Origin of the sequence: Sulfitobacter dubius, assembly GCF_900113435.1 — a bacterium.
GTDB lineage: Bacteria > Pseudomonadota > Alphaproteobacteria > Rhodobacterales > Rhodobacteraceae > Sulfitobacter > Sulfitobacter dubius.
In genome coordinates, this window is sequence record NZ_FOPG01000003.1 from 482134 (window position 1) to 506401 (window position 24268).

The 24268-nt window shown below is 61.2% G+C and carries 27 protein-coding genes; 12 read left to right on the forward strand and 15 right to left on the reverse strand.

The features are described 5' to 3' along the window. The first annotated feature begins 50 nt into the window (after window positions 1-50). The 3 genes from BM229_RS14795 to BM229_RS14805 are packed head-to-tail and all read left to right on the forward strand — an operon-like array spanning window position 51 to window position 2367. A complete protein-coding gene (locus BM229_RS14795) occupies window positions 51-728 on the forward strand; it encodes a cell division ATP-binding protein FtsE (protein WP_093928405.1) in 678 nt (225 codons plus the stop codon). Next, complete coding sequence (locus BM229_RS14800) at window positions 725-1633, forward strand: cell division protein FtsX (protein ID WP_243261194.1); 909 nt, start codon at window positions 725-727, stop codon at window positions 1631-1633. The genes BM229_RS14795 and BM229_RS14800 overlap by 4 nt, the downstream gene beginning before the upstream one ends. Beyond that, window positions 1630-2367 (forward strand): lysophospholipid acyltransferase family protein, encoded by a 738-nt coding sequence (locus BM229_RS14805; protein ID WP_093928406.1) that lies wholly within the window; start codon window positions 1630-1632, stop codon window positions 2365-2367. Before BM229_RS14800 ends, BM229_RS14805 begins: the two co-directional genes overlap by 4 nt. Before the next feature lie 325 nt (window positions 2368-2692). Here the strand turns inward: BM229_RS14805 and lpdA are convergent, their stop codons facing one another. The 14 genes from lpdA to BM229_RS14875 all read right to left on the reverse strand — a co-directional run bounded on the left by lpdA (window position 2693) and on the right by BM229_RS14875 (window position 16172). Continuing rightward, complete coding sequence (lpdA, locus tag BM229_RS14810; RefSeq protein WP_093928407.1) at window positions 2693-4081, reverse strand: dihydrolipoyl dehydrogenase; 1389 nt, start codon at window positions 4079-4081, stop codon at window positions 2693-2695. A gap of 94 nt (window positions 4082-4175) precedes the next feature. Further along, the gene (locus tag BM229_RS14815; RefSeq protein ID WP_093928408.1) at window positions 4176-4571 is read right to left on the reverse strand and encodes an MAPEG family protein; all 396 of its coding nucleotides are present in this window, start codon (window positions 4569-4571) and stop codon (window positions 4176-4178) included. After that, complete coding sequence (locus tag BM229_RS14820) at window positions 4568-4831, reverse strand: hypothetical protein (RefSeq protein WP_093928409.1); 264 nt, start codon at window positions 4829-4831, stop codon at window positions 4568-4570. The genes BM229_RS14815 and BM229_RS14820 overlap by 4 nt, the downstream gene beginning before the upstream one ends. An 11-nt stretch (window positions 4832-4842) precedes the next feature. Beyond that, window positions 4843-5226: an MAPEG family protein gene (locus BM229_RS14825; protein WP_208604091.1), complete on the reverse strand. Its 384-nt coding sequence runs from the start codon at window positions 5224-5226 to the stop codon at window positions 4843-4845. A 79-nt stretch (window positions 5227-5305) separates the two neighbouring features. After that, window positions 5306-6892, reverse strand: coding sequence for a 2-oxoglutarate dehydrogenase complex dihydrolipoyllysine-residue succinyltransferase (gene odhB / locus BM229_RS14830; protein ID WP_093928411.1), 1587 nt, complete (start codon window positions 6890-6892; stop codon window positions 5306-5308). Window positions 6893-6896: 4 nt separating this feature from the next. Continuing rightward, window positions 6897-9857, reverse strand: a complete 2961-nt coding sequence (locus BM229_RS14835) for a 2-oxoglutarate dehydrogenase E1 component (RefSeq protein ID WP_093928412.1) — start codon at window positions 9855-9857, stop codon at window positions 6897-6899. An 88-nt stretch (window positions 9858-9945) separates the two neighbouring features. Next, window positions 9946-10833: a succinate--CoA ligase subunit alpha gene (gene sucD, locus BM229_RS14840; RefSeq protein WP_067630488.1), complete on the reverse strand. Its 888-nt coding sequence runs from the start codon at window positions 10831-10833 to the stop codon at window positions 9946-9948. Between the two features lie 52 nt (window positions 10834-10885). Continuing rightward, window positions 10886-11572: a hypothetical protein gene (locus BM229_RS14845; protein ID WP_093928413.1), complete on the reverse strand. Its 687-nt coding sequence runs from the start codon at window positions 11570-11572 to the stop codon at window positions 10886-10888. A gap of 73 nt (window positions 11573-11645) precedes the next feature. Next, the gene (locus tag BM229_RS14850) at window positions 11646-11939 is read right to left on the reverse strand and encodes a hypothetical protein (RefSeq protein ID WP_093928414.1); all 294 of its coding nucleotides are present in this window, start codon (window positions 11937-11939) and stop codon (window positions 11646-11648) included. Between the two features lie 146 nt (window positions 11940-12085). After that, the gene (gene sucC / locus BM229_RS14855) at window positions 12086-13279 is read right to left on the reverse strand and encodes an ADP-forming succinate--CoA ligase subunit beta (RefSeq protein ID WP_093928415.1); all 1194 of its coding nucleotides are present in this window, start codon (window positions 13277-13279) and stop codon (window positions 12086-12088) included. A gap of 224 nt (window positions 13280-13503) precedes the next feature. Beyond that, window positions 13504-14535, reverse strand: coding sequence for a MaoC family dehydratase (locus tag BM229_RS14860; protein WP_093928416.1), 1032 nt, complete (start codon window positions 14533-14535; stop codon window positions 13504-13506). Next, window positions 14535-14738 carry a DUF1737 domain-containing protein gene (locus BM229_RS14865; RefSeq protein WP_067261906.1) on the reverse strand — a complete coding sequence of 68 codons (204 nt, stop codon included), beginning with the start codon at window positions 14736-14738 and terminating at the stop codon, window positions 14535-14537. Before BM229_RS14865 ends, BM229_RS14860 begins: the two co-directional genes overlap by 1 nt. A gap of 13 nt (window positions 14739-14751) precedes the next feature. Then, the gene (locus tag BM229_RS14870; protein WP_093928417.1) at window positions 14752-15309 is read right to left on the reverse strand and encodes an NnrU family protein; all 558 of its coding nucleotides are present in this window, start codon (window positions 15307-15309) and stop codon (window positions 14752-14754) included. Beyond that, window positions 15306-16172, reverse strand: coding sequence for an HpcH/HpaI aldolase/citrate lyase family protein (locus tag BM229_RS14875; protein ID WP_093928418.1), 867 nt, complete (start codon window positions 16170-16172; stop codon window positions 15306-15308). Before BM229_RS14875 ends, BM229_RS14870 begins: the two co-directional genes overlap by 4 nt. 305 nt (window positions 16173-16477) lie before the next feature. Between BM229_RS14875 and BM229_RS14880 the strand changes: the two genes are divergently transcribed. The 9 genes from BM229_RS14880 to BM229_RS14920 all read left to right on the forward strand — a co-directional run bounded on the left by BM229_RS14880 (window position 16478) and on the right by BM229_RS14920 (window position 23428). Then, complete coding sequence (locus tag BM229_RS14880) at window positions 16478-16804, forward strand: hypothetical protein (protein ID WP_093928419.1); 327 nt, start codon at window positions 16478-16480, stop codon at window positions 16802-16804. Between the two features lie 170 nt (window positions 16805-16974). Then, window positions 16975-18075 carry a PRC-barrel domain-containing protein gene (locus BM229_RS14885; protein ID WP_093928420.1) on the forward strand — a complete coding sequence of 367 codons (1101 nt, stop codon included), beginning with the start codon at window positions 16975-16977 and terminating at the stop codon, window positions 18073-18075. Between the two features lie 154 nt (window positions 18076-18229). Then, on the forward strand, window positions 18230-19192 hold the full coding sequence (mdh, locus tag BM229_RS14890) for a malate dehydrogenase (protein WP_067261933.1): 963 nt from the start codon (window positions 18230-18232) through the stop codon (window positions 19190-19192). Window positions 19193-19443: 251 nt separating this feature from the next. Then, complete coding sequence (sdhC, locus tag BM229_RS14895) at window positions 19444-19827, forward strand: succinate dehydrogenase, cytochrome b556 subunit (protein ID WP_093928421.1); 384 nt, start codon at window positions 19444-19446, stop codon at window positions 19825-19827. An 11-nt stretch (window positions 19828-19838) separates the two neighbouring features. Beyond that, a complete protein-coding gene (sdhD, locus tag BM229_RS14900) occupies window positions 19839-20210 on the forward strand; it encodes a succinate dehydrogenase, hydrophobic membrane anchor protein (protein WP_067940260.1) in 372 nt (123 codons plus the stop codon). Window positions 20211-20239: 29 nt separating this feature from the next. After that, a complete protein-coding gene (gene sdhA / locus BM229_RS14905) occupies window positions 20240-22045 on the forward strand; it encodes a succinate dehydrogenase flavoprotein subunit (RefSeq protein WP_093928422.1) in 1806 nt (601 codons plus the stop codon). Continuing rightward, window positions 22045-22380: a hypothetical protein gene (locus BM229_RS14910; protein ID WP_208604092.1), complete on the forward strand. Its 336-nt coding sequence runs from the start codon at window positions 22045-22047 to the stop codon at window positions 22378-22380. Before sdhA ends, BM229_RS14910 begins: the two co-directional genes overlap by 1 nt. A 10-nt stretch (window positions 22381-22390) precedes the next feature. Then, entirely contained in the window at window positions 22391-23170 is a 780-nt protein-coding gene (locus tag BM229_RS14915; protein ID WP_093928423.1) for a succinate dehydrogenase iron-sulfur subunit, read from the forward strand. Between the two features lie 42 nt (window positions 23171-23212). Further along, the gene (locus BM229_RS14920; protein WP_067261889.1) at window positions 23213-23428 is read left to right on the forward strand and encodes a hypothetical protein; all 216 of its coding nucleotides are present in this window, start codon (window positions 23213-23215) and stop codon (window positions 23426-23428) included. Between the two features lie 123 nt (window positions 23429-23551). Here the strand turns inward: BM229_RS14920 and deoD are convergent, their stop codons facing one another. Beyond that, window positions 23552-24256 (reverse strand): purine-nucleoside phosphorylase, encoded by a 705-nt coding sequence (deoD, locus tag BM229_RS14925; protein ID WP_093928424.1) that lies wholly within the window; start codon window positions 24254-24256, stop codon window positions 23552-23554. Window positions 24257-24268 lie beyond the last annotated feature (12 nt).

A 24268-nucleotide genomic window follows, 5' to 3' on the forward strand; every position in this document is an offset into this window, starting at 1 on the left:
TCCTTTTCGGTGCTGAGGCACAACAGGTCGAAGTGTTTTAAGGTGGTTGCGTGATAGAGCTCGAAAATGTGGCCTACAGCTATGGCGGGGGCGAATTGCTGTCCGACATCACGCTGAAACTCGCCCCCGGATCGTTTCATTTCCTCACCGGCCCCTCAGGCGCGGGCAAGACCACCTTGATGAAGCTCTGCTACGGGGCCTTGCTGCCCACGGCGGGGCATCTGCGGATTTTCGGGACCGATGTGCGCGGACTGGGCCGCGACGACATCGCGCTGATGCGTCGCCGGGTTGGCGTTGTGCATCAGGACGTGAAATTCCTCGATCATCTGCCGTTGACCGAGAATATCGCCCTGCCGCTAAATGTCTCTGGCCGCCATGCCGAGACAGAGGGCACCGATCTGGAAGAGTTGATGTCATGGGTCGGGCTCACCAACCGCGCCGACGCCCTGCCGCCTGAGCTGTCGGGCGGGGAGCGGCAGCGGGCAGCACTGGCGCGCGCGGTGATTATGTCGCCGGATGTGATCCTCGCGGATGAGCCGACGGGGAACATCGACTGGGAGATGTCTCAGCGGTTGCTTCGGCTGTTGATCGAGTTGAACCGCATGGGCAAGACCGTGTTAATCGCCACCCATGATCTGGGCCTGATCCGCGCCACCAAGGCGCATGTGCAGGCCCGCGTGCTGCGCATCGCCAACCGGCGCATTCAATTGGCGGGGGCGGATTTGTGAAGCGGTTCGACATCGGCGCCCTGCGCGCGATTTTCAAAGGCGACAGGCAAGCGGACCGCGTGGTGCCGCCCTCGGGGTTTACCGCGCAACTGACGCTTTTCGCAGCGGGCGCAATGGCCTTTCTGGCGGTCTTTGCTTTGGCGCTATCGCTCGCCTCGGGCCGCTTGGCGCAGGTCTGGGGGCAAGAGTTGGCGCAATCAGCCACGGTGCGCATCGTGGCACCGCTGGATCAACGCGCCGCCCAAACGGAGGCGGCCTTGAAGGTGTTGCAGACGACCAAGGGCGTCGCCTCGGCCCGCGCGCTGACGGATGCGGAGCAGGAAGAGCTGCTTGCGCCATGGTTCGGCCCGGAACTGGCGATGGAGAGCCTGCCGGTGCCGCGCTTGATCGAAGTGGTCGAGGAAGGCGAGGGGCTGGACCCGGTGGGCCTGCGTCTGCGCCTGTCGGCCGAGGTGCCGGGCGCGGTGCTGGATGACCACAGCCGCTGGCGCGCGCCGTTGGTTGCGGCGGCAAGCCGGTTGCGGCTGCTGGGTTGGATTTCGACCCTGCTGATCGGGGCGGCGGTGGCGGCCATGGTGACGCTGGCCGCGCAGGCCGCGCTGGCCGCCAATGCGCAGGTGATCGCGGTGCTGCGGCTGGTGGGGGCGACGGATGACTATATCGCGCGGGCCTTCATCCGCCGTTTCACCCTGCGCGCGCTTTTGGGCGCGGCGGCGGGCACGGTGCTGGGCATGGTGGCGGTCGTTCTGTTGCCCGATGCCGGCGAGGCGGGCGGCTTTTTGACCGGCTTGGGCTTTCGCGGCTGGCACTGGGTGGTGCCGCTTATGGTGCCGATCTTGGTCGGGGCGGTGGCCTTTGCCGCAACCGGGGCAGCCGCGCGGCGTACATTGAGGGAACTGACATGAAGCTGCTGCAATGGGTCCGGTCGATCCTCTATATCGTGCAGGTGACCGTGGCGATGCCGGTGCTCGGGCTGGCCTTTGCGCCTTGGGCGATGTTTTCGAAACGCGGAGCCTATCGGGCCTGCAAGACCTATGCTGCTTGGGCCATGTGGTCGGCCCGCTGGCTGATCGGCCTGCGCTGCGAGGTGCGTGGCACGGTGCCGGATGGTGAGGTTCTGGTGGCTGCGAAACACCAATCGTTTCTGGACATCCTGATGATCTTTCACGCATTGCCGCGTGCGAAATTCATTATGAAACGTGAGGTGCTTTGGACTCCGGTGATTGGCCAATACGCCAAACGGATGGGTATGATTGCCGTCAACCGTGGCAAACGCGGGCAGGCGATCACCAAGATGATGGCCGACGTGAACGCCGGTCGGGTCGAGCCGGGGCAGTTGGTGATCTATTCCCAAGGCACCCGCGTGGCACCGGGCCTCAGCGCACCTTACAAGGTTGGTACGGCGGTGCTTTATGACCAGATGGGGCAAGTCTGTGTGCCGGTGGCGACAAACGCGGGCCACTTCTGGCCACGCCGGGGGCTGTACCGCAAACCGGGTTTGGCGGTGGTCGAGTTTCTTGAGCCGATTGAGCCGGGGCTGGATAAGCGAAGCTTTATGGCGCGTTTGGAAGAAGAAGTTGAAAGCCGTTCTAACGCCTTGCTGCATGAAGCTGGATGGCGGCCTGCGGTCACGGCTTAGTGCTTTCGGCATGATCTGTGCCTTCTAAGCCGCTGCCCTTTGTTATCTACCAGCACAGGTAGAACCACCGCCGAAGCCAATGCTTCGCGGGTTATCGTTATTTTATATCGGGAAGCCGTTAAAGTGGCGGCGCCGCCTTGGGGAGGTGGAAAGAGCAGGCGTCACCCTGCATGTCTCTACGTATCGACATGACCCGCAAAGGGCCTCGTCTTCCGTGTGTGTCGCGACGGGGGAAGTTGTAGAGCAGGGGTGTTAACGCCTGATGCGCTCGCCGCGCGCACCCTGCGCAACGAAAAAGGGCGGACCTTTGGTCCGCCCCCTTGTCCTACATGTGGATCGGTCCGTCGCCGCAGGCCAGTGCGGCTTCGCGCACGGCTTCGGAGTAGGTCGGGTGTGCGTGGCAGGTCATCGCCAGATCCTGTGCCGAGGCGCCGAACTCCATCGCCACGCAGACCTCGTGGATCAGATCGCCCGCGCCGGGGCCGATGATGTGGCAGCCGAGGATGCGGTCGGTTTCCTTGTCCGCGATCAGCTTGACGAAACCGTCACCGGCAAAGACCGCCTTGGCCCGCGCGTTGCCTATGAAGGAGAACTTTCCGACTTTGTACTCGCGGCCCGCTTCCTTAAGCGTCGCTTCGGTCTCGCCGACGGAGGCGACCTCGGGATGGGTGTAGATCACGCCCGGGATCACGCCGTAATTCACATGGCCATGTTTGCCCGCGATCACCTCGGCGGCGGCCATGCCCTCGTCCTCGGCTTTGTGCGCCAGCATTGGGCCTTCGATCACGTCGCCGATGGCGTAGACGCCTTTGACGGAGGTTTCCCAATGTTCGTTCACGGCGATCTGACCACGCTCGGTCAACTTGATGCCAAGATCGTCCAGACCCATGCCTTTGACAACGGGCTTACGGCCTGTGGCGACGAGGACGGTGTCGGCTTCGATCTCATGTTCACTGTCGTCTTTGCGCAGCTTGTAGCTGACCTTGGCTTTGCCCTTGGCGACTTCGGTCTTCTGCACGGCGGCGCCCATGACGAAGTTGATGCCTTGTTTTTTCAGCATGCGCTGGAAGGTCTTTTGCACCTCGGGGTCCATGCCCGGAGTGATCGCATCAAGGAATTCAACGACGGTGATCTCGGTCCCCAGACGCGCGTAGACGCTGCCCAGTTCCAGCCCGATGACGCCCGCGCCGATCACGACCATCTTTTTAGGGATCTTGCCCAGCTCCAGCGCGCCGGTGGAGGTGACGACGGTTTTCTCGTCGACTTCGACGCCCGGCAGGGAGGCCGCTTCGGAGCCGGAAGCGATGATGATGTTTTTGGCCTCATGGACCTCATCACCGACCTTGACCTTGCCCGCCTCGGGGATCGAACCCCAACCTTTGAGCCAGTCGATCTTGTTCTTTTTGAACAGGAATTCGATCCCCTTGGTGTTGGTCTCGATGGTCTTGTCTTTGTAGGTCAGCATCTGCTTCCAATCAACGGAAGGTGCTTTGCCTTTGAGGCCCATCTCGTCAAAATTATGCTCGGCCTCATGCAGCATATGCGTGGCGTGCAGCAGCGCCTTGGAGGGAATGCAGCCCACGTTGAGGCAGGTGCCGCCGAGGGTCTCGCGGCCCTCCACACAGGCGGTTTTCAGGCCCAGTTGCGCGCAACGGATGGCGGCGACATAGCCGCCGGGGCCGGAGCCGATCACGATGACATCATAGCTCGACATGGGGGGTCTCCTTAGCAGTCGGGTGTTACAGGCAAGGTAGGGCGCGCGGGTTTCAGGTGCAAGCGCCGCTGCCTGCGGGTGTTGGGGGGAAGGGTTAAATAAGGGCCGCCAGCAGCATCAGCATGGTCGCGGCAAAGCCCACGACCCAGATGAGTGAGCGGTGCGGGCGCAGGCCGAGCGCGTAGGCGGGAACATAGAGCACGCGGGCGATGAGATAGACCCAAGCGCAGGCGGCGGTGAAAGCGGTGTTCTGGGCCGACATCTGAACCACGCCCACGGCGATGCCGAACAGGATCAGCCCTTCGAAGTGGTTGTCCAATGCGCGGCCCAGACGGGCGGTACGTTCCGACAGTGCGCGGCTCGGCTCGCGGTCGCGGGCCGACATGGTGTAGCCGGGGCCGATCTCGCGGTTGGCGGGCACGGCGTAGAGCACGAATTGCAGCCCTTGTAGCAGGGCCGCCAAGGCCAGAACGGTCAGCTCGGCGCTCATGCGGATTTCACGAAATAGGCGGTGGAGCCGGTCACGGTGCCCTTGTCGTCGCTGCCGAGCGCGTCGGAGCGGACGAGCCAGTCGTCGGCCTTCTTGCGGTCGTTCGCATCAAGCAGAACGGAAGCCTTGGTGCTGCTGTCGGCGTGTTTCCAGATTTGCAGGACCGACAGCCCCGCGTTGCGCCGTGCTTCGGCATCGGCGTCAAAGGCGTCTTTCCAAGCGGCGAAATCGGTGACGTCGAAGTGGCAGATCATCTGCATGGGAATGCCTTTCAAAGCGCGTGGAAATAGAGAACGGCGGTGGCGGCGTAGCCTGCGAGCCATGCCAGTGTGCGGATCGTCGGCACGCCAAGGGCGTAGACGATGACGTAGATGATGCGTGCGAGCAGGAAGACCTGCGCGGCCAGCAGGGTGGCGCTGTTATTGCGGCCCAGCATCTCGATCAGCAGCACGGCGGGCGCAAAAAGCGCAATGGCCACAACGGAGTTATCGACCGCGCGGCCCAGACGGGCGGTCATGCCGGTGGTGGTGCGCGTCTCATCGCGGGAGGACATCAGGTAGCCCATCGACAACTGCCGGGTTGCGCCCAGCACTTGCAGCAGGATCGTCAGCATGACCAGAAGGCCATAGGCGGCGAGGAGGGTGGTTTCGGTCATGATCTGGCCCTTTCACTTCGGGGAAACGCCCCATCGTTCAACAGGTAGATAGGGCGGGGGTTGCCCCCCGCCCACCATATCACAGATCCATCAACAGGCGGCGGGGATCTTCGAGCATCTCTTTGACGCGGACGAGGAAGGTGACAGCGCCCTTGCCGTCGATGATCCGGTGGTCGTAGCTGAGCGAGATATACATCATCGGACGGATGACGACTTCGCCGTTGATCGCCATCGGGCGGTCCTGGATCTTCGCCATGCCGAGGATGCCGGACTGTGGCGGGTTCAGGATCGGCGCGGTCATCAGCGAGCCGTAGACGCCACCGTTGGAGATGGTGAAAGTGCCGCCGGTCATGTCGCCCATGGTCAGCTTGCCGTCACGGGCCTTTTTGCCCATGGCGTTCACGGCCTTTTCGATCTCGGCAAAGGACATCGCGTCGGCGTCTTTGATTACCGGCACCACAAGACCCGTGGGCGTGCCTGCGGCGACACCCATGTGGACGTAGTTCTTGTAAATGATGTCGGTGCCGTCGATCTCGGCGTTGACCTCGGGGATTTCCTTCAGCGCGTGGCAGCAGGCCTTGGTGAAGAACGACATGAAGCCCATGCGGACGCCGTGTTTCTTTTCGAAATCAGCCTTGTAGGTGTTTCGCAGCGCCATGACCTCGGTCATGTCGACCTCGTTGAAGGTGGTCAGGATCGCGGCAGTGTTCTGCGCTTCCTTGAGGCGGCGCGCCATGGTCTGCTTGAGACGGGTCATCTTGACCCGCTCTTCGCGGGCGGCGTCATCGGGGGCGGAAGCGGCGCGGGGTGCTGCGGGTTTCGCCTCGGCCTTCGGCGCGGCGGAGGTGCCGGCGGCGACGGCCTTGGCCACGTCTTCCTTCATCACGCGGCCATCGCGGCCCGAGCCTGTCACCTGATCGCGGCTGATGCCCGCTTCGGCCATCGCCTTTTTGGCGGAAGGCGCGTCTTCGACGTCTTTGCCATCTGCGGTTTTGGTCTCAGGCGCGGCACCGGCGCCGGATTTGGCGTCTTCGCCTTTCGGGGCGGCAGCACCGGAACCGGAGGTCAGAACGGCCAGCGTGGCAGAGGCTTCAACTGTGCTACCTTCTTCGGCGAGGATCTCGGCCAATACGCCAGCGGCGGGCGAGGGCACTTCGACGCTGACTTTGTCGGTTTCCAACTCGCAGAGCATCTCGTCGGCTTCGACCTTGTCGCCGACTTTCTTGAACCAAGTGCTGACGGTCGCTTCGGTAACCGACTCGCCCAGTGTTGGCACTTTGACCTCGGTGGTTTCGCCTTCGCGGGCGGCTACATCGGCAGAGCCTGCGTCGATCGACTTGGGCGCATCGCCGCCACGGTCGGATTGAGAGGCAGCCTCGTCATCTTTGGCGGCTTCTTTGGCTTTGGGGGCCGCATCGCTGCCGCTGTCACCTTCGCTGACATTGGCCAGCAGGGCGTCGACGCCGACGGTGTCACCCTCTTGAGCAACAATCTCGCTCAGGGTGCCAGCTACGGGGCTGGGCACTTCGACGGTGACCTTGTCGGTCTCCAGCTCGCAGAGCATTTCATCCACCGCGACGGTATCGCCGGGTTTCTTGAACCATGTGGCAACGGTGGCTTCGGTGACGGATTCGCCCAGCGTGGGTACGCGTACTTCGCTTGTCATGGTCTTAGTTTCCTTTGATGGTCAGCGCCTCGTCGACGAGGGCGGCTTGTTGTGCTTTGTGCTGGCTGGCCAGACCCGTGGCGGGCGAGGCGGCGGTGGCGCGGCCCACATAGGAGGCGCGGCCATGTTTGGCGTCGATGCGGCCCAGAACCCATTCGATATTGGGCTCGATGAAGGACCAGGCACCTTGGTTTTTAGGCTCTTCTTGGCACCAGATCATCTCGGCCTGTTTGAAGCGCTCCAACTCTCGGACCGCGGATTGCGCGGGGAAGGGGTAGAACTGCTCGAACCGCAGGATGTAGACATCGTCGATGCCACGCGCGTCGCGCTCTTCCAGCAGGTCGTAATAGACCTTGCCCGAACACATCACCACGCGCTTGATCTTGTCATCTGCCACCAGTTTGGTGTCTGAGTTGCCCTTTTCGGCGTCATCCCAGAGCACCCGGTGGAAGCTGGAGCCGGTGGTGAAATCCTCGGCCTTGCTGACGGCCAACTTGTGGCGCAGCAGCGACTTGGGGGTCATCAACATCAGCGGCTTGCGGTAGCTGCGGTGCAGCTGACGGCGCAGGATGTGGAAGTAGTTGGCGGGCGTGGTGCAGTTCGCCACGATCCAGTTATCGCCGCCGCACATGGTCAGGAAACGCTCCAGACGTGCAGAGGAGTGCTCTGGCCCCTGACCCTCATAGCCATGCGGCATCAGGCAGACGAGGCCCGACATGCGCAGCCATTTGCTTTCACCTGACGAGATGAACTGGTCGAACATGATCTGCGCGCCGTTGGCGAAGTCACCGAACTGCGCTTCCCAGAGCGTCAGCGCGTTGGGTTCGGCGAGGCTGTAGCCATACTCAAACCCCAGCACCGCATATTCGCTGAGCATGGAGTCGATGACTTCATACTCGGCCTGACCCTCGCGGATGTGGTTCAGCGGGTAGTAGCGGTCTTCGTTGTCTTGATTGATAAAGGCCGAGTGCCGCTGGCTGAAGGTGCCGCGCGTACTGTCTTGGCCTGACAGGCGCACTTTGTAGCCCTCGGTTTGAAGCGAGCCGAAGGCCAAAGCTTCGGCCGTGGCCCAGTCAAAACCTTCGCCGCTGTCGAACATCTGCTTTTTGGCTTCCATCAGACGACCGATCGTCTTGTGCAGCGGGAACCCATCGGGTGCAGTGGTCAGCGCCTTGCCGACCTGTTCCATCGTTTCGGGTGCAATGGCCGTCTTGCCGCGCTGGTAGGACTTTTTCTTTTTGTCCATGCCGGACCATTTGCCGTCCAGCCAGTCGGCCTTGTTGGGGCGGTATTCTTTGCCCGCCTCAAACTCTTCGCCCAGCTGTTTCTGGAACGCAGATTTCATGTCCTCGATCTCGCCCTCGGGGATCAGACCGTCTTTGACCAAACGTTCGGTATAGAGGCTGAGCGTGGTCTTTTGCTTCTTGATGCTCTTGTACATCACCGGGTTGGTGAACATCGGCTCGTCGCCTTCGTTGTGACCAAAGCGGCGGTAGCAGAAGATGTCGATGACCACGTCTTTGTGGAATTTCTGGCGGAACTCGGTGGCCACGCGGGCAGCGTGAACGACCGCTTCAGGATCATCGCCGTTAACGTGGAAGATCGGTGCCTCAACCACCAGCGCGTTGTCGGTGGGGTAGGGCGAGGAGCGCGAGAAATGCGGCGCGGTGGTGAAACCGATCTGGTTGTTCACCACGATATGCATCGTGCCGCCGGTCTTGTGACCCTTGAGGCCCGAAAGTGCGAAACATTCGGCCACAACACCTTGACCCGCAAAGGCCGCGTCGCCGTGCAACAGGATCGGCATCACGGCGGTCCGGTCTTCGTCGTTCAGTTGGTCCTGCTTAGCGCGGACCTTGCCCAGTACGACGGGGTTCACTGCTTCGAGGTGCGAGGGGTTGGCGGTGAGTGACAGGTGGACGGAATTGCCGTCAAACTCACGGTCCGACGACGCGCCGAGGTGGTATTTGACATCGCCAGAGCCGTCGACATCTTCGGGTTTGAAGCTGCCGCCCTGAAACTCGTTGAAGATCGCCCGGTAGGGTTTTTGCATCACATTGGCGAGCACCGACAAGCGGCCCCGGTGGGGCATGCCGATGACTATATCTTTGACGCCCAACTGGCCGCCGCGTTTGATGATCTGCTCCATCGCCGGGACAAGGCTTTCGCCGCCATCAAGACCGAAACGCTTGGTGCCCATGTATTTGACGTGCAGGAACTTCTCAAAACCTTCGGCTTCGACCAGCTTGCTCAGGATCGCCTTGCGGCCTTCCTTGGTAAATTGGATTTCCTTGCCGTAGCCCTCGATCCGCTCTTTCAGCCAACCGGCCTGCTCTGGGTCCGAGATATGCATGTATTGCAGCGCGAAGGTGCCACAGTAGGTCGAGCGCACGATGTCGACGATCTGCTTCATCGTGGCCACTTCGAGGCCCAGCACATTGTCGATAAAGATCGGACGATCCATGTCGGCATCGGTGAAGCCGTAGGATTTAGGGTCAAGCTCGGGTTGGTTGCCCGTGTCGCGCATGCCAAGCGGGTCAAGCGAGGCGGCCAGATGGCCCCGGATGCGGTAGGCGCGGATCAGCATCAACGCGCGGATACTGTCCAGTACCGCGCCGCGGATTTGATTGTTGGAAACTTCGACACCCTTCTCGGCGGCCTTGGCTTTGATCTTGTCGCCAGCGGATTTCGCCTCTTCGGGTTCGGGCCAAACACCGGTCAGAGCGCCCATGACTTCGCCTGCGGGGGCGGGGGGCCAATCGGGCCGCGCCCAAGAGGGGCCGGCGGCCTCTGCCTGTGCAGTCCCGGCGTCATCGCCCATCGCCGCGAAAAATTCCTGCCAAGCGTCGTCGACCGCGTTGGGGTCGTTGGCATAGCGGGCGTACATCGCCTCAAGATACTCTGCGTTTTCGCCTTCCATAAAGGAAGAGGCGTGGAACTGTTCGTTGGCGGGTTGGTCGGTCATGAGAGTACCTCGTGTGGGTTGGGACCGTAGGCATAGGGGTCGTGGGGTCTTGCGGCACCCCAAAAGGCACCGCAAGACCGGAGGGGCATCAGCCCTTGTCGATCGCTTCTTTGACCGCTTCGCCCAGTGTCGCGGGGCTATCGGCCACGACGATACCGGCTTCTTTCATCGCTTCGATCTTGCTCTCCGCGTCGCCTTTGCCACCAGCGACAATCGCGCCTGCGTGGCCCATGCGGCGGCCGGGAGGGGCCGTGCGGCCTGCGATGAAGCCAGCGGTGGGCTTCCAACGGCCTTTCTTCTTCTCATCGGCGAGGAACTGTGCCGCTTCCTCTTCGGCGGAGCCGCCGATTTCGCCGATCATGATGATCGACTGTGTTTCGGGGTCGGCAAGGAACATTTCCAGCACGTCGATATGCTCGGTCCCTTTGATGGGGTCGCCGCCGATGCCGACGGCAGAGGACTGGCCGAGGCCCATGTCGGTGGTCTGCTTGACCGCCTCATAGGTAAGCGTGCCCGAGCGCGATACAACGCCAACCGAGCCGCGACGGTGGATGTGGCCCGGCATGATGCCGATTTTGCAGGCGTCAGGCGTGATAACGCCGGGGCAGTTCGGGCCGATGAGGCGCGACTTGGACCCTTCGAGCGCGCGGGCGACGCGGGCCATGTCCAGAACCGGGATGCCTTCGGTGATGCAGACGATCAGCTCCATCTCGGCGTCGATCGCCTCAAGGATCGAGTCTGCGGCGAAGGGGGGCGGCACGTAGATTACGGAGGCGTTCGCCTCGGTCACGTGCTTGGCTTCGTGCACGGAGTTGAACACGGGCAGGTCGAGATGCGTCTGACCGCCTTTGCCGGGCGTGACGCCGCCAACCATCTTGGTGCCATAGGCGATGGCCTGTTCGGTGTGGAACGTCCCCTGCGAGCCGGTCAGACCCTGACAGATGACTTTGGTGTTTTCGTTGACTAGTACGGCCATGATTTCTTCCTTGGTCGGTGATATTTAATCCCGGGGGCGGGCCCCGGGGGCGTCAGACGCGGTGCGCCCGGTTGGTGGGATGCGCCGTGGTCAGCGAAGGGCCGGGCCACAGCAGGATGGCGGCGAGGAACATGACCGGGATGCCAAGCTCCCCGATCTCCTCGACGACGAAGGCGGTGCGTTCGGCATCGGCGCTGACTTCGATCCCCAAGGGGGCGAGTTTGCGGGCGATGCCGTCGAGCAGTTTGTAAGCGACGGTGAAGCCGATCCCGAGCAGGACGGCCCCAGCCCAAGCGCGGCCGCGAAACAGGGCCGTGAGATAGGGACGGGCGTGACGCCAAAGCATCAGCAGGATCGCGGTGACGATCAGCGCAAGGATCAGCGCGGCGATCAGCCGTTCGGCCAGCGGAACGCCCTCACCGGTATATTGCCGGGCTTTGAAGAGCCCGCGAGAGAAGAGGCTTTTGTCGAGGTCCAATTCGCGCGCGGCCATGACCGCCAGCACCAGCGGCAGATACCAGACCCGCAGCACCGCGCCGCGCAGCGTCCAGACCAATGCGAGAATGCAGAGGATATAGCCCACGACGGAGAGGCTTTCGTAAAAGCCGCCTTCGGCCAGCAGGGTGGTTTGGGTGGCGGCAGGCAGGCCGTTCACGACGAACATCTGCGCGGCAAAGGCCACGATCAGGGCGAGGATCATCCACCAGCCGGTACGAGAGGAGGAAAGCGCCTGTGTCATAGGCCTACCTTTTGCGGGGCACGGTCGCGCTTGGCCGCGTGTTGGATAAGGGGGGCGGGCGAAAGCGCGGGCATCAGTAAAGCTGCTCATCTTGATCGACCAGCAGGTCCAGCACCCGCAGGGTCAGCAGACCCGCGCCCATGATCATCAGGCTGCGGCCAATGGAGCCGGTGAGGTTCGACGGCAGGATCATTGCCAACCCGTCGCGGGATTTCCGCGCGGCGCGGCGCATTCCGCGGTCGTGGCGCCGGTGGTTGACCGGTTCGGGCAGACGCAGGGCGCCGGGTTGCCACTGCCGGATCAGAATGCCCGCCCCCAATAGCGCAATACCCGTCAGAACGGGGGAGGATTTGGGAGAGTGATCCATACTGACCTCATTGCTCCATCGGGGCATCATCGGGTGGGCGCGGCGCTGTTTCGTCGCATCGGCCCCTGCCGCAGCGAGGCGGCAAGGACGGTGATATCGGCCACTCCCGCAGGCGCGGGGGCTTGCGGGAATGGCCGAGTAAGGGCTTAGCCTTTGACCGCTTTCACGATCTTCTGCGCGCCATCCTTCAGGTCGTCGGCGGCGATGACATCAAGACCGGAGTTGTTGATGATCGCTTTGCCTTCTTCGACATTGGTGCCCTCAAGGCGGACAACCAACGGCACTTTCAGACCGACTTCTTTCACCGCGGCGACAACGCCTTCGGCGATGACGTCACAGCGCATGATGCCACCGAAGATGTTCACGAGGATGCCTTTGACGTTCTCATCGGAGGTGATGATCTTGAAGGCTTCGGTCACCTTCTCCTTGGTCGCACCGCCGCCCACGTCGAGGAAGTTGGCAGGCTCGGCACCGTAGAGCTTGATGATATCCATGGTCGCCATCGCAAGGCCTGCGCCGTTGACCATGCAGCCGATCTCACCGTCGAGCGCGATGTAGTTCAGGTCATACTTGGAGGCTTCGAGTTCCTTGGAGTCTTCCTCGGTCTCGTCGCGCAGGTTGGCGACGTCGGGCTGGCGGTACATGGCGTTGCCGTCAAAGCTGACTTTCGCGTCGAGCACTTTCAGATCGTTGCCGGGCATGACGATCAGTGGGTTGATCTCCAGCATCTCCATGTCTTTGTCGAGGAAGGCTTGGTAAAGCTGACCCATCAGCTTGACGCACTGCTTGACAGCCGTGCCTTCGAGGCCCAGCGAAAACGCAACGCGGCGGCCGTGGTAGGGCTGGTAGCCGGTGGCCGGATCGACGGAGAAGCTGAGGATTTTCTCAGGGGTCGCGTCGGCGACTTCTTCGATGTCCATGCCGCCTTCGGTGGAGCAGACAAAGGAGATGCGGCTGGTCTGGCGATCCACCAGCAGGGCGAGGTACAATTCGCGCTCAATGTCGGAGCCGTCTTCGATGTAGATGCGGTTGACCTGCTTGCCTGCGGGGCCGGTCTGGTGCGTGACCAGCGTCTTGCCCAGCATCTTTTTGGCTTCTTCTGCCGCTTCTTCCACGGATTTGGTCAGGCGCACGCCGCCCTTTTCGCCAGCACCGGCTTCTTTGAAGCTGCCTTTGCCGCGGCCACCTGCGTGGATCTGCGCTTTGACCACCCAAAGCGGGCCGTCCATCTCACCAGCGGCGGTCTTGGCGTCTTCGGCCTTGAGCACGACGCGGCCGTCGGAGACAGGGGCGCCATAGCTGCGCAGGAGGGCTTTCGCCTGATATTCGTGGATGTTCATGAAAAACGGTCCCGTTTCTGTTCCAGTTGCCCCGTAGTATGGGGGTGACTCTCGTTCCTGTAAGGGTTTTTTCGGAGAAAGTCGGGTTTGACCAGCTAAAAATGTCATTTGTGATCACACGTCAAATGCGTGTGATCACAAAATTGCTCAGCCCGTCCGAATCGGCTGATTTTTGCTTGTATTAGGGGGGATAGGTGGCCCGACCGTCTGGTCGGGCCGCTATTTCAGCGCGGCATGAGCGCCCAATAATCGAGGTCAAGAAGAACCTCTGGGCGGTATTTGCCCTCTTCATCGCGTAACTCAAAGGGGGCACCCCCTTTGGTGGCCACCAGCCGCAGTCGGATTGCGCCGACGCCGGGGGCTGCTGTCTCGGCTTTGTCGAGGACTTCGGTCCACGCGCGGATCGTGTCGCCCGATAGGCAGGGGTTCGCATGGGCCCCACCGTTCAGCCCCACGATCATCTGCGCATTGGCCAACCCGTTGAACGACAGCGCCCGCGCCATTGAGATAACATGGCCGCCATAGATCAACCGCGACCCATCGGGCCGAGCGGACGTTTCGAAATGCACTTTCGCGGTGTTCTGCCATAGGCGCGTGGCGATCATGTGTTCGGCTTCTTCGACCGTCACACCGTCCACGTGGTCGATCTTTTCACCCAGTTCATAGTCACCCCAGCGGTGCGGCTCTCCGGCTTGGGCGAAGTCGTAGTCGGAGAAAATCAGCCCCTCCGGCACCTTGAGTTGGTTGACGGTCAGGGCGTCGGGCAGGTCAGGCACGGTTGTCTGGGGCGCGGCGGCGTCCAGATCGCCTTTGCGCACCATCACCCAGCGGACGTATTCCAAGACCTTCTCGTTGTGTTGGTTCAGCCCGGTGGTGCGGACCCAGACCACACCAGTCTTCCCGTTGGAGTTTTGCTTGAGACCGATGACTTCGCTTTCGGCGCGCAGCGTGTCGCCAGGCCAGACGGGCGTTAGCCAGCGGCCTTGCGCATAGCCAAGGTTGGCCACCGCGTTGAGCGAAACATCCGGCACTGTTTTGCCGAAGACGATGTGAAAGGCGATCATATCGTCAAGCGGGCTGGATTTAAGCCCGCAAGATTGTGCAAAACTGTCCGCGGAATATAGCGCGTGACGCGCGGGATATAGCGCATGATAGAGTGCGCGTTCGCCCTCTCCAACCGTGCGGGGCACTGCGTGGTGCAGCACCTCGCCCAGTTGATAATCTTCGAAAAAGCGGCCGCGATTGGTTTTACTCATCACTGTTCGCCTAGTTTGGTGTCGGGCGAATAGGTGCCGGGCGCGTCCTTTACCACGGCTTGGCCGCAGCGCATGACCCCGGCTTTGTGGTCCCATGTCTGGGTCGGGGAGCCGTAAAGCTCCCAGCCTTTGTTCAATGCATCGGTGACCTTATGGCAAAAGGCGGACGTGTCTTCTTCGGAAAGGAAGCGGTAAACTTTCATGGGAGGCTCCGGATCAATTGGGGAAGGGGATAACGCCGAGCCATGTGTGAATGCCGGCGACAAGGACGAAGAGGATCGTAGAGATGACGATCAGGCGGATATAGGTGGCCCGGCCTGCGTGGGGCGGGGGTGTCCAGCCCGGCTCGGCCCGGTTGATGAGGATCACTTCGCTGACCGCCCAGCCCAGCATGGTGCCAAAGAGCAGAATGGAGGCGAGATCACCGTTCACCAGTAGGTGTGCCGTGGCCCAGATTTTCACCGCGAGCAGTTGCGGGTGGCGGGTTTTATAGGCGGGCCAGGCTTTGGCACCTTTGGCTGCACTTGAGCCGAAGACCCAGAAGGCCAGCACCATCAGGAGGTTGTTGAGATGGGTAAGGAACGCAGGCGGGTTCCAGACAGGGATGAAGTCCGCCGCGCGATAGCCCCAGATGATTAGAGCAAGTGCCACGACCAGCGCCAGTGCGACTGCGCCCCGGCCTGCGGTGTCGAGTTCTGCCCGTTTGGCAGGCATCAGACGTTTAAAGAGATGGGCACCGACCCAGAGGATCAGACCGAGGATGAGAATTGTCATGGCGAGGGCTCCGGGCTCATGGCTGCAATTGCCGCCAGTTTTGCCAGTGTTTCGCGGGCGGTGGCAACATGGAGATTTTCCACGATCTTTCCGTCGACGACCGCCACGCCCTGACCGGCGGCCTGCGCCTCTTCATAGGCGTCGATCTGGCGGCGGGCGAGGGCGGCTTCTTCCTCCGAAGGGGTAAAGGCCGCATTGGCGATGTCGAGCTGCGCGGGGTGGATCAGCGTTTTGCCGTCAAAGCCCATGTCGCGACCCTGTTCGCATTCGGCGCGCAGCCCGTCGTCATCCTTAAACGCATTATACACCCCGTCGATGATCGCCACGCCATGCGTCTTGGCTGCGAGCAGACAGAGGCCGAGGCCGGTGATCAGCGGCAGGCGGTCGGGGCGGAAGCGGGTTTGCAGGTCTTTCGCCAGATCATTGGTGCCCATGACCATGGCCTGCAACTGGCGGTGTCCGGCGATGGCGGCGGCGTTGAGCATCGCGCCGGGGGTTTCCATCATTGCCCAGAGTGGCACATCGCCGACGATCTCGGTCAGCGCTTCGAGATCGGCAGGGGAGCCGACTTTAGGCAGCAGAATCGCATCGGGCTTCATCGCCGCGGCGGCACGGGCGTCGTCCGCCCCCCATTCGGTGTCCAGCCCGTTGATCCGCACCACCCGCATCCGTGCGCCGTATCCGCCTGTAGCGAGCGCCTCAGTCAATGTTTCACGTGCGGCGACTTTCTCATCAGGGGAAACGGCATCTTCGAGGTCGAAGATCACCGCATCACAGGCCAGACCGCGTGCTTTGTCGAGCGCGCGAGGCTTGGAACCGGGGATATAGAGGACGGAACGCAGCGGGCGGGTTGTGGCGGTCATGTATGGCTCCTTAGGCAGGGCGGCGCATCGGCCACCTAACATTGTTGCGTGCAGAGGGGCATTTTTGTGCGAAAACTTCAAGGCAAAACATGCCGCGGCGCAGCGAACACTGTTGCGCGGCTGTTCCGGACGGCGGGTTAACCACTCCTTCAGGCCTAGGGCGCAATTTGGTCTGCATCGCATCTGTCGAAACATCACACCACAGCAGGTGCAGTCATTTCAACCTAGGCCGCCCATGGTCCGATGTGAAATACAGCGCATCGCCAGTCCCAAGGGCCACGCCTTTTGATGCAGAGGCAGATGCTATGACACGTTTAATGAAAGTCTTTCACCTTGCTGCGCTGACCGCCGCGTCGGCCTTGGTGCTTGCCACCACGACAGAAGCGCAGACGCGCGGCAATTGCGCCCCACGCGACCACGTTGTGCTGCGGCTGGCCGATGGATTCGGTGAAACGCGGCAGTCTATGGGGCTGGGCGGCGATAATGCAGTGGTCGAAGTCTTTGCCTCTCGTCAGACGGGAAGTTGGACGATCACGGTAACGGGCACCAACGGGATCACTTGTCTGGTCGCATCGGGGCAGGGGTTTGAGGAATTGGCCGAAGCGTTACCAGCCAAGGGTGAGGATGCGTAATATACGTCTGACGGTTAAGTGAGACGCGGGCGGCCAGTGGCCGCCTTTTTTTGTGTTTCGGGCATGGCGGATGGCGCTATTTATTTAAGCAGCGGTGGAACTGGATGAGGCCATTCGGGTTGTGGTTCCAGAAGAGCGAACAACACTCGCTCATTGGAAGGAGTACTACAATGAAACGTTTTTTGAGCACCACAGCCATCGTACTGACCATGTCCGGCGCAGCCTTTGCTGACGCGCATTCCGAAGGCTTTGGCAACGTCGCCGTTGAGCAGACAGACTTCCTTGCATCCGACCTGATCGGTATGCGGATTTACAACTCTGAAGCCGAAGTCGATGCCGCGACACCTGTCGCAGCCGACGCAGAGCAAGAGTGGGATGACATTGGCGAGATCAACGACATCATCGTGACCAAAGACGGTGACGTGACTGCCGTTATTCTTGGTATCGGTGGCTTCCTTGGTATGGGTGAACGCGACGTGTCCATCTCCATGGATAAGATCACCATCCTGAACGACGAAGACGGTGATCGTTTCCTCGTTGTGAACACCTCGAAAGAGATGCTGGAGCAGGCCCCTGAATTCGAACGCCCCATGATGGAAGGCGAAGCGATGGAAGGTGAAGCCATGGAAGGCGAGGCGATGACCGAAACTGGCGACAATGCCACAGTCGTCGACGGTGCCGAAACCGAAACTGAGGAAATGGCCAACGAAGTAGACGCCGAGACCGACGAAATGGCGCAGGACGCTGAGAACGCGGCCGAGAACGTTGAAGCCGAAACCGAAGAAATGGCCAATGAAGTAGAGGCCGAATCTGAGGAAATGGCGGAAGAAGCCGACACCATGATGGAAAACGCCGAAGCCGAGACAGAAGAAGCTGTCAACGAAGCTGACGCCAATACCACCGTAATCACCGGTGACGAGACCGTTGAGCGTGACATGCTGCCGCGCCCAGAAGTTGAGCGCGAAGGTTATGAAGCCGCCGAAGCGGGCATGATCGAGCAGTTGACTGCTGAAGATCTTGAAGGCTCCTATGTATATGGGGCCAATGACGAAACCGTAGGCGAAATCGACTCGTTGCTGCTTGGCGACGACGGCCAGATTGACCGTGTTGTCATCAACGTAGGCGGTTTCCTTGGTCTGGGCGAAAAGCCAGTGGCCGTGACATTTGATGAGCTGCAGGTTCTGAAAAACGTCGAAGGTGACGATGTGCGTATCTACATCGACAGCACCGAAGAGCGTCTGGAATCGCAGCCCGAATACGAAGCTGAATAATATTTCGCTCTAAGTTTCAGCAATTGGCCGCCCTTCGGGGCGGCCTTTTTCGTGGTGAGGGCAGTGTTTAGCCGCTGCGTAATGCTGCAACTTGCACGGGACGGTGCATTTCGGTATCTCCGGCGCAAATGAAACCTCTGTCGGAGACATGACCATGGCCAGACCCAAGATCGCGCTTATTGGCGCGGGGCAAATCGGCGGCACTCTCGCCCATCTCGCAGCGTTGAAGGAATTGGGCGATGTCGTCCTTTTTGACATTGCCGAGGGCACACCCGAGGGCAAAGCTCTCGATATCGCGTCGTCGGGCCCTTCGGGCAAGTTCGACGCCACTATGTCGGGCACCCAAGATTACGCCGACATCGCAGGCGCGGATGTTTGCATCGTCACCGCCGGTGTTGCACGCAAGCCGGGCATGAGCCGCGATGACCTGCTGGGCATCAACCTCAAGGTTATGAAATCCGTGGGCGAGGGCATTGCCAAACACGCGCCCGACGCTTTCGTGATCTGCATCACCAACCCGCTCGACGCGATGGTCTGGGCGCTGCGTGAATTCTCCGGTCTGCCACACAACAAGGTTTGCGGCATGGCAGGCGTGCTTGATAGCGCGCGTTTCCGTCACTTCCTCGCGACCGAGTTCAACGTGTCGATGAAAGACGTAACCGCCTTCGTTCTGGGCGGCCACGGCGACACAATGGTGCCGCTGGTGCGCTACTCCACCGTTGCAGGCATCCCGCTGCCCGATCTGGTCAAGATGGGCTGGACCACGCAGGACAAACTTGACGCGATCGTGCAGCGCACCCGTGACGGCGGTGCCGAGATCGTTGGCCTGCTGAAGACCGGTTCGGCCTTCTACGCGCCTGCCACTTCCGCCATTGAGATGGCCGAAGCTTATCTGAAAGACCAAAAGCGCGTGCTGCCCGCAGCGGCGCATGTCGATGGTGCTTACGGCTTGAATGGCTTCTACGTCGGCGTGCCTACCGTGATCGGTGCTGGCGGTGTCGAGCGCGTCGTCGAGATTTCGATGAACAAAGACGAGCAGGCGATGTTCGACAACTCCGTCAATGCGGTCAAAGGTTTGGTTGAAGCCTGCAAAGGCATCGACGAGAGCCTCGCGTAAGCGCCAGAGCATACCAATTGGAAAGCGCGTCCCTCACGGGGCGCGCTTTTTCGTTCGGGGGGTGCAGGATTTGTGATCACACGATAATATGCTGTGATCACAAAAGTGGGCATGACCACATCACTCTGTCATTTTTCCACTGAAACACCGGCCAAACCCCGCAGATTCCCCGCAGTTCCCCGTGACAGTCCTGTAAAAACCGCTATCAAGATGCAAAGCACAGGACAAAGCACAGGACAAAGGACCGCGCCATGGCCGATGTGAACCGGGGTAACCGCCCGCTTTCCCCGCATTTGACGATCTACCGCCCACAGTTGACCTCTATGACGTCGATTCTCACCCGGATCACCGGCAACGCGATGTTGATCACCGCGCTGTTGATCGTGTGGTGGTTCCTCGCCGCCGCGACGTCGGTTGAGTATTTCGACACCGTGAACGGGATCATGACCAGCTGGTTCGGTGATCTGGTGTTCACCCTGTCGCTCTTGGGTCTGTGGTATCACACGCTGGCTGGCGTGCGTCACCTGATCTGGGACACGGGCCGCATGCTCGACGTGCCGACCGCTGAAAAGCTAGGCATCGCGGCACTGATCGGGTCGGTCGTGCTGACCATCCTGACCATCATCATCGTTTGAGGAGCGACACCATGGCATACATGACAGATCGCAAACGCGCCCGTGGCCTTGGCTCGGCGAAAACCGGCACCGCGCATTTCTGGGCGATGAAAGTGTCGTCGCTGGCGCTTTTGGTGTTGATCCCGCTGTTCGTCTTTACCTTCGGCAGCGCGCTTGGCGGGACATACGAAGAGATCCTTGCCTATTACGCGCGGCCTTTCCCGGCCATCGTGGCGGCCCTGACGCTGATCGTGGGCTTCAAACACTTCAATGACGGCGTGCAGGTTCTGATCGAGGACTATGTCCACGGGCTGGCCAACAAGATCGCCCTCATCGTGATGACCATCATCAGCTACGGCGCAGCAGCGGTCGGCGTTTTCGCCATCGCCAAGCTCGCCCTGTAAACAATACGCCCAAACGGGAGACCGATTAAATGGCAGCATATGAATATGAAACCCACGAATATGACGTTGTCGTGGTGGGGGCAGGCGGTGCTGGTCTGCGCGCGACTTTGGGCATGGCGGAGCAGGGGCTGCGCACGGCCTGTATTTCCAAGGTTTTTCCAACCCGTTCGCACACCGTAGCGGCGCAGGGCGGCATTGCGGCGTCACTGTCCAACATGGGCCCGGACAACTGGCAGTGGCATATGTATGACACGGTCAAAGGCTCGGACTGGCTGGGCGACACTGATGCGATGGAATACCTCGCCCGCGAAGCGCCCAAGGCGGTTTACGAGCTTGAGCATTACGGCGTGCCCTTCTCGCGCACCGAAGAAGGCAAGATCTATCAGCGTCCCTTTGGCGGTCACACCACCGAATTTGGCGAAGGCCCCCCCGTGCAGCGCACCTGTGCCGCCGCCGACCGGACTGGTCACGCGATCCTGCACACGCTTTACGGCCAGTCGCTGAAGCAAAACGCAGAATTCTTCATCGAGTATTTTGCCATCGACCTGATCATGTCGGACGACGGTGTCTGCCAAGGTGTGCTCTGCTGGAAACTCGACGACGGCACTATGCACCTGTTCAGCGCCAAGATGGTCGTGCTGGCGACGGGCGGCTATGGTCGGGCCTATTTCTCGGCCACCTCGGCGCATACCTGCACCGGCGACGGTGGCGGCATGGCGGCCCGCGCGGGTCTGCCGCTGCAAGACATGGAATTCGTTCAGTTCCACCCCACCGGCATCTACGGTGCGGGCTGCCTGATCACCGAAGGCGCACGCGGCGAAGGCGGTTATCTGACCAACTCCGAGGGCGAGCGCTTCATGGAGCGCTATGCGCCGACCTATAAAGACCTTGCCTCGCGTGACGTGGTTTCGCGCTGCATGACGATGGAAATCCGCGAAGGCCGCGGTGTGGGCGAAAACAAAGACCACATCCACCTGCACCTGAACCACCTGCCACCGGAAACGCTGGATCTGCGCCTGCCGGGCATCTCGGAATCCGCGCGTATCTTTGCCGGTGTGGACCTTACGAAAGAGCCGATCCCAGTGCTGCCGACGGTGCACTACAACATGGGCGGCATCCCCACGAACTACTGGGGCGAAGTGCTGAACCCGACCGCCGACAACCCCGACGCCATCGCACCCGGCCTGATGGCCGTGGGCGAAGCGGGCTGTGCCTCCGTGCATGGTGCGAACCGTCTCGGCTCCAACTCGCTCATTGACCTCGTGGTCTTTGGCCGCGCCGCCGCGATCCGCGCGGCCAAGATCGTCGACGCCGACAGCCCGGTGCCCGCGCCGAACCTCAAATCGGTGGAAAAGGCATTCGATCGCTTCGACGGTCTGCGCAATGCCAAGGGCGGCACGCCGACAGCCGAACTGCGCCTCGAGATGCAGAAGACCATGCAGGCCGACGCCGCCGTTTTCCGCACCGATAAGACGCTGGAAGAGGGCCGCGAGAAGATGATCGAAGTCGCCGACAAGCTGAACGACCTGCATGTCACCGACCGCAGCCTCGTGTGGAACTCTGACCTGATGGAGACGCTGGAGCTGACCAACCTGATGCCCAACGCCACCGCCACGATCACCGCCGCCGCTGCCCGCAAAGAGAGCCGGGGCGCACACGCGCATGAGGACTACCCGGATCGGAACGACGACGAATGGCGCAAGCACTCGCTGGCGTGGTTCGATGGCAATAACGCGAAACTCACCTATCGCGCCGTGCACCTCGACCCGCTGACGAAAGAAGACGAAGGCGGGATCGACATGAAGAAGATCGCCCCCAAGGCACGGGTGTATTGATGGTTCGCACAGCACTCATCGCGGCCACGTTGGCAGCTCTTTCGGGCTGTGTTGAAGTTCAGCAGGCGGTGGATGACACCGCCCGCCAGACCTCAAAAGGTGTGGTGACCGAAGTTCTGGCCACCCGTTTCCCGCAGGTGCCGAAAGAGCTAATCACCCCCTTCACCGATTGCATCATCGACAATGCCGACGCGCTGGAGCTGCGCGAATTGGCCCGCGCCACCGTGGTCGGCGTGGACGACACAACAACGGGCACCGTGCGCACGATCCTGTCGCGCCCCGAGACCCGCACCTGCCTGCTGGCCGCCGCGCCTGCAGCTGGCATGACGCTTTAGGAGACGCACAATGGTTCAACTGACGCTTCCCAAAAACTCCCGCATGACCAGCGGCAAGACATGGCCCAAGCCCTCGGGCGCGACCAACATGCGCGAGTTCCACATCTATCGCTGGAACCCCGACGACGGCAAAAACCCGGCGCTCGACACCTATTTCGTCGACATGGACGATTGCGGGCCGATGATTCTCGACGCGCTGATCAAGATCAAGAACGAGATTGACCCCACGCTGACCTTCCGCCGCTCCTGCCGCGAAGGCATCTGCGGCTCCTGCGCGATGAATATCGACGGGATCAACACACTGGCCTGCACCTACGGCATGGAAGAGATCAACGGCGTGGTCAAAATCTACCCGCTGCCGCATATGCCGGTGGTCAAAGACCTGATCCCCGATCTGACGCACTTCTACGCCCAGCACGCTTCGATCCAACCCTGGCTGGAAACCGAGACGCCTGAGCCGCGTAAAGAGTGGAAACAATCGATCGACGACCGCGCCAAGCTCGACGGTCTTTATGAGTGCATCATGTGCGCCTGCTGCTCGACTTCCTGCCCCAGCTACTGGTGGAACGGCGACCGCTACCTCGGGCCGGCAGCGCTGCTGCATGCCTACCGCTGGATCATCGACAGCCGGGACGAGGCGACAGGCGAGCGCTTGGATGACCTCGAAGACCCCTTCAAGCTCTACCGCTGCCACACGATCATGAACTGCGCCAAGACCTGCCCCAAGGGGCTGAACCCGGCAGCGGCGATTGCCAATATCAAAAAACTGATGGTCGAACGGACTGTCTAAAGACAACAGGGCCCGGCCAAGCGCCGGGCCTTTGGTTATCTTATGATCCTACCCTTCGTCATCGTTATCGTCTTTGTGATCGTGCTGATCTTTGCCCGTCGCAACGCGCCCACGCGCGACTGCCGCTGGCGCGAAGACCGGGCAGGGGACAAGGGCGCCCTGCGCAAATACCACTGCGTCGCCTGCGGGGCCGAAGCCTACCGCAGCGAAGGCCCACCGGACCGCTGCCTCAAAGGGCTCGATACACCGCGCCTGTAAGCCATGCTCTACATATTTCCGCACGCGCCTGATACCCACCACAACAACAGCAAAAGGCGCGACCCCTGCCGCGCCTCTTCATCCTTTTTCAAATACCGTCCGCACTCTCAACGGGCGCGCACCTCAGGAAAATGCCGCTTCCAGTGCAATCTCAACCATATCGCCAAAGCTCTTTTCGCGGTCCTCTGAAGGCAAAGCCTCACCAGTCTGCAAATGATCGCTTACGGTCAATACGGCCAGCGCCCGGCGCTTGTGCCGCGCGGCTAGCGTGTAAAGTTCAGCCGCTTCCATCTCGACGCCCAGAATACCATGGCGGACCATTTGTTTGTCCAGATCAGGGCGTTCGGCATAAAAGATATCCGAAGAATAGATGCCACCGACATGGGTCTTGGTATCCAATTTCTCGGCAGCTGTGACGGCCGCGCGCAGGAGCCCCCAGTCTGCGCAGGGCGCATAGTTCAATTCACGGAATATGCCGGAAGAAGGGGAGGTGATGGTGCTGGCGGTCATGGCGATGATCACGTCACGAATGCCAACATGGCTTTGCATCCCGCCGCAAGACCCGATGCGGATCAAAGTCTGCGCGCCATATTCCGTCATCAGTTCATTGGCATAGATCGACAGGGATGGCATGCCCATGCCGGAGCCTTGGATGGTTACGCGATTGCCGCGCCATGTGCCGGTGAAACCCAGCATCCCGCGGACTTCGTTGACCAATTCGGCCCCTTCGAGAAAAGTCTCAGCCGCCCATTTCGCGCGGTAAGGATCGCCGGGCATCAATACGGTTTCAGCAATATCGCCGACTTTGGCGCCAATATGGACGGTCATTTCTATCTCCTG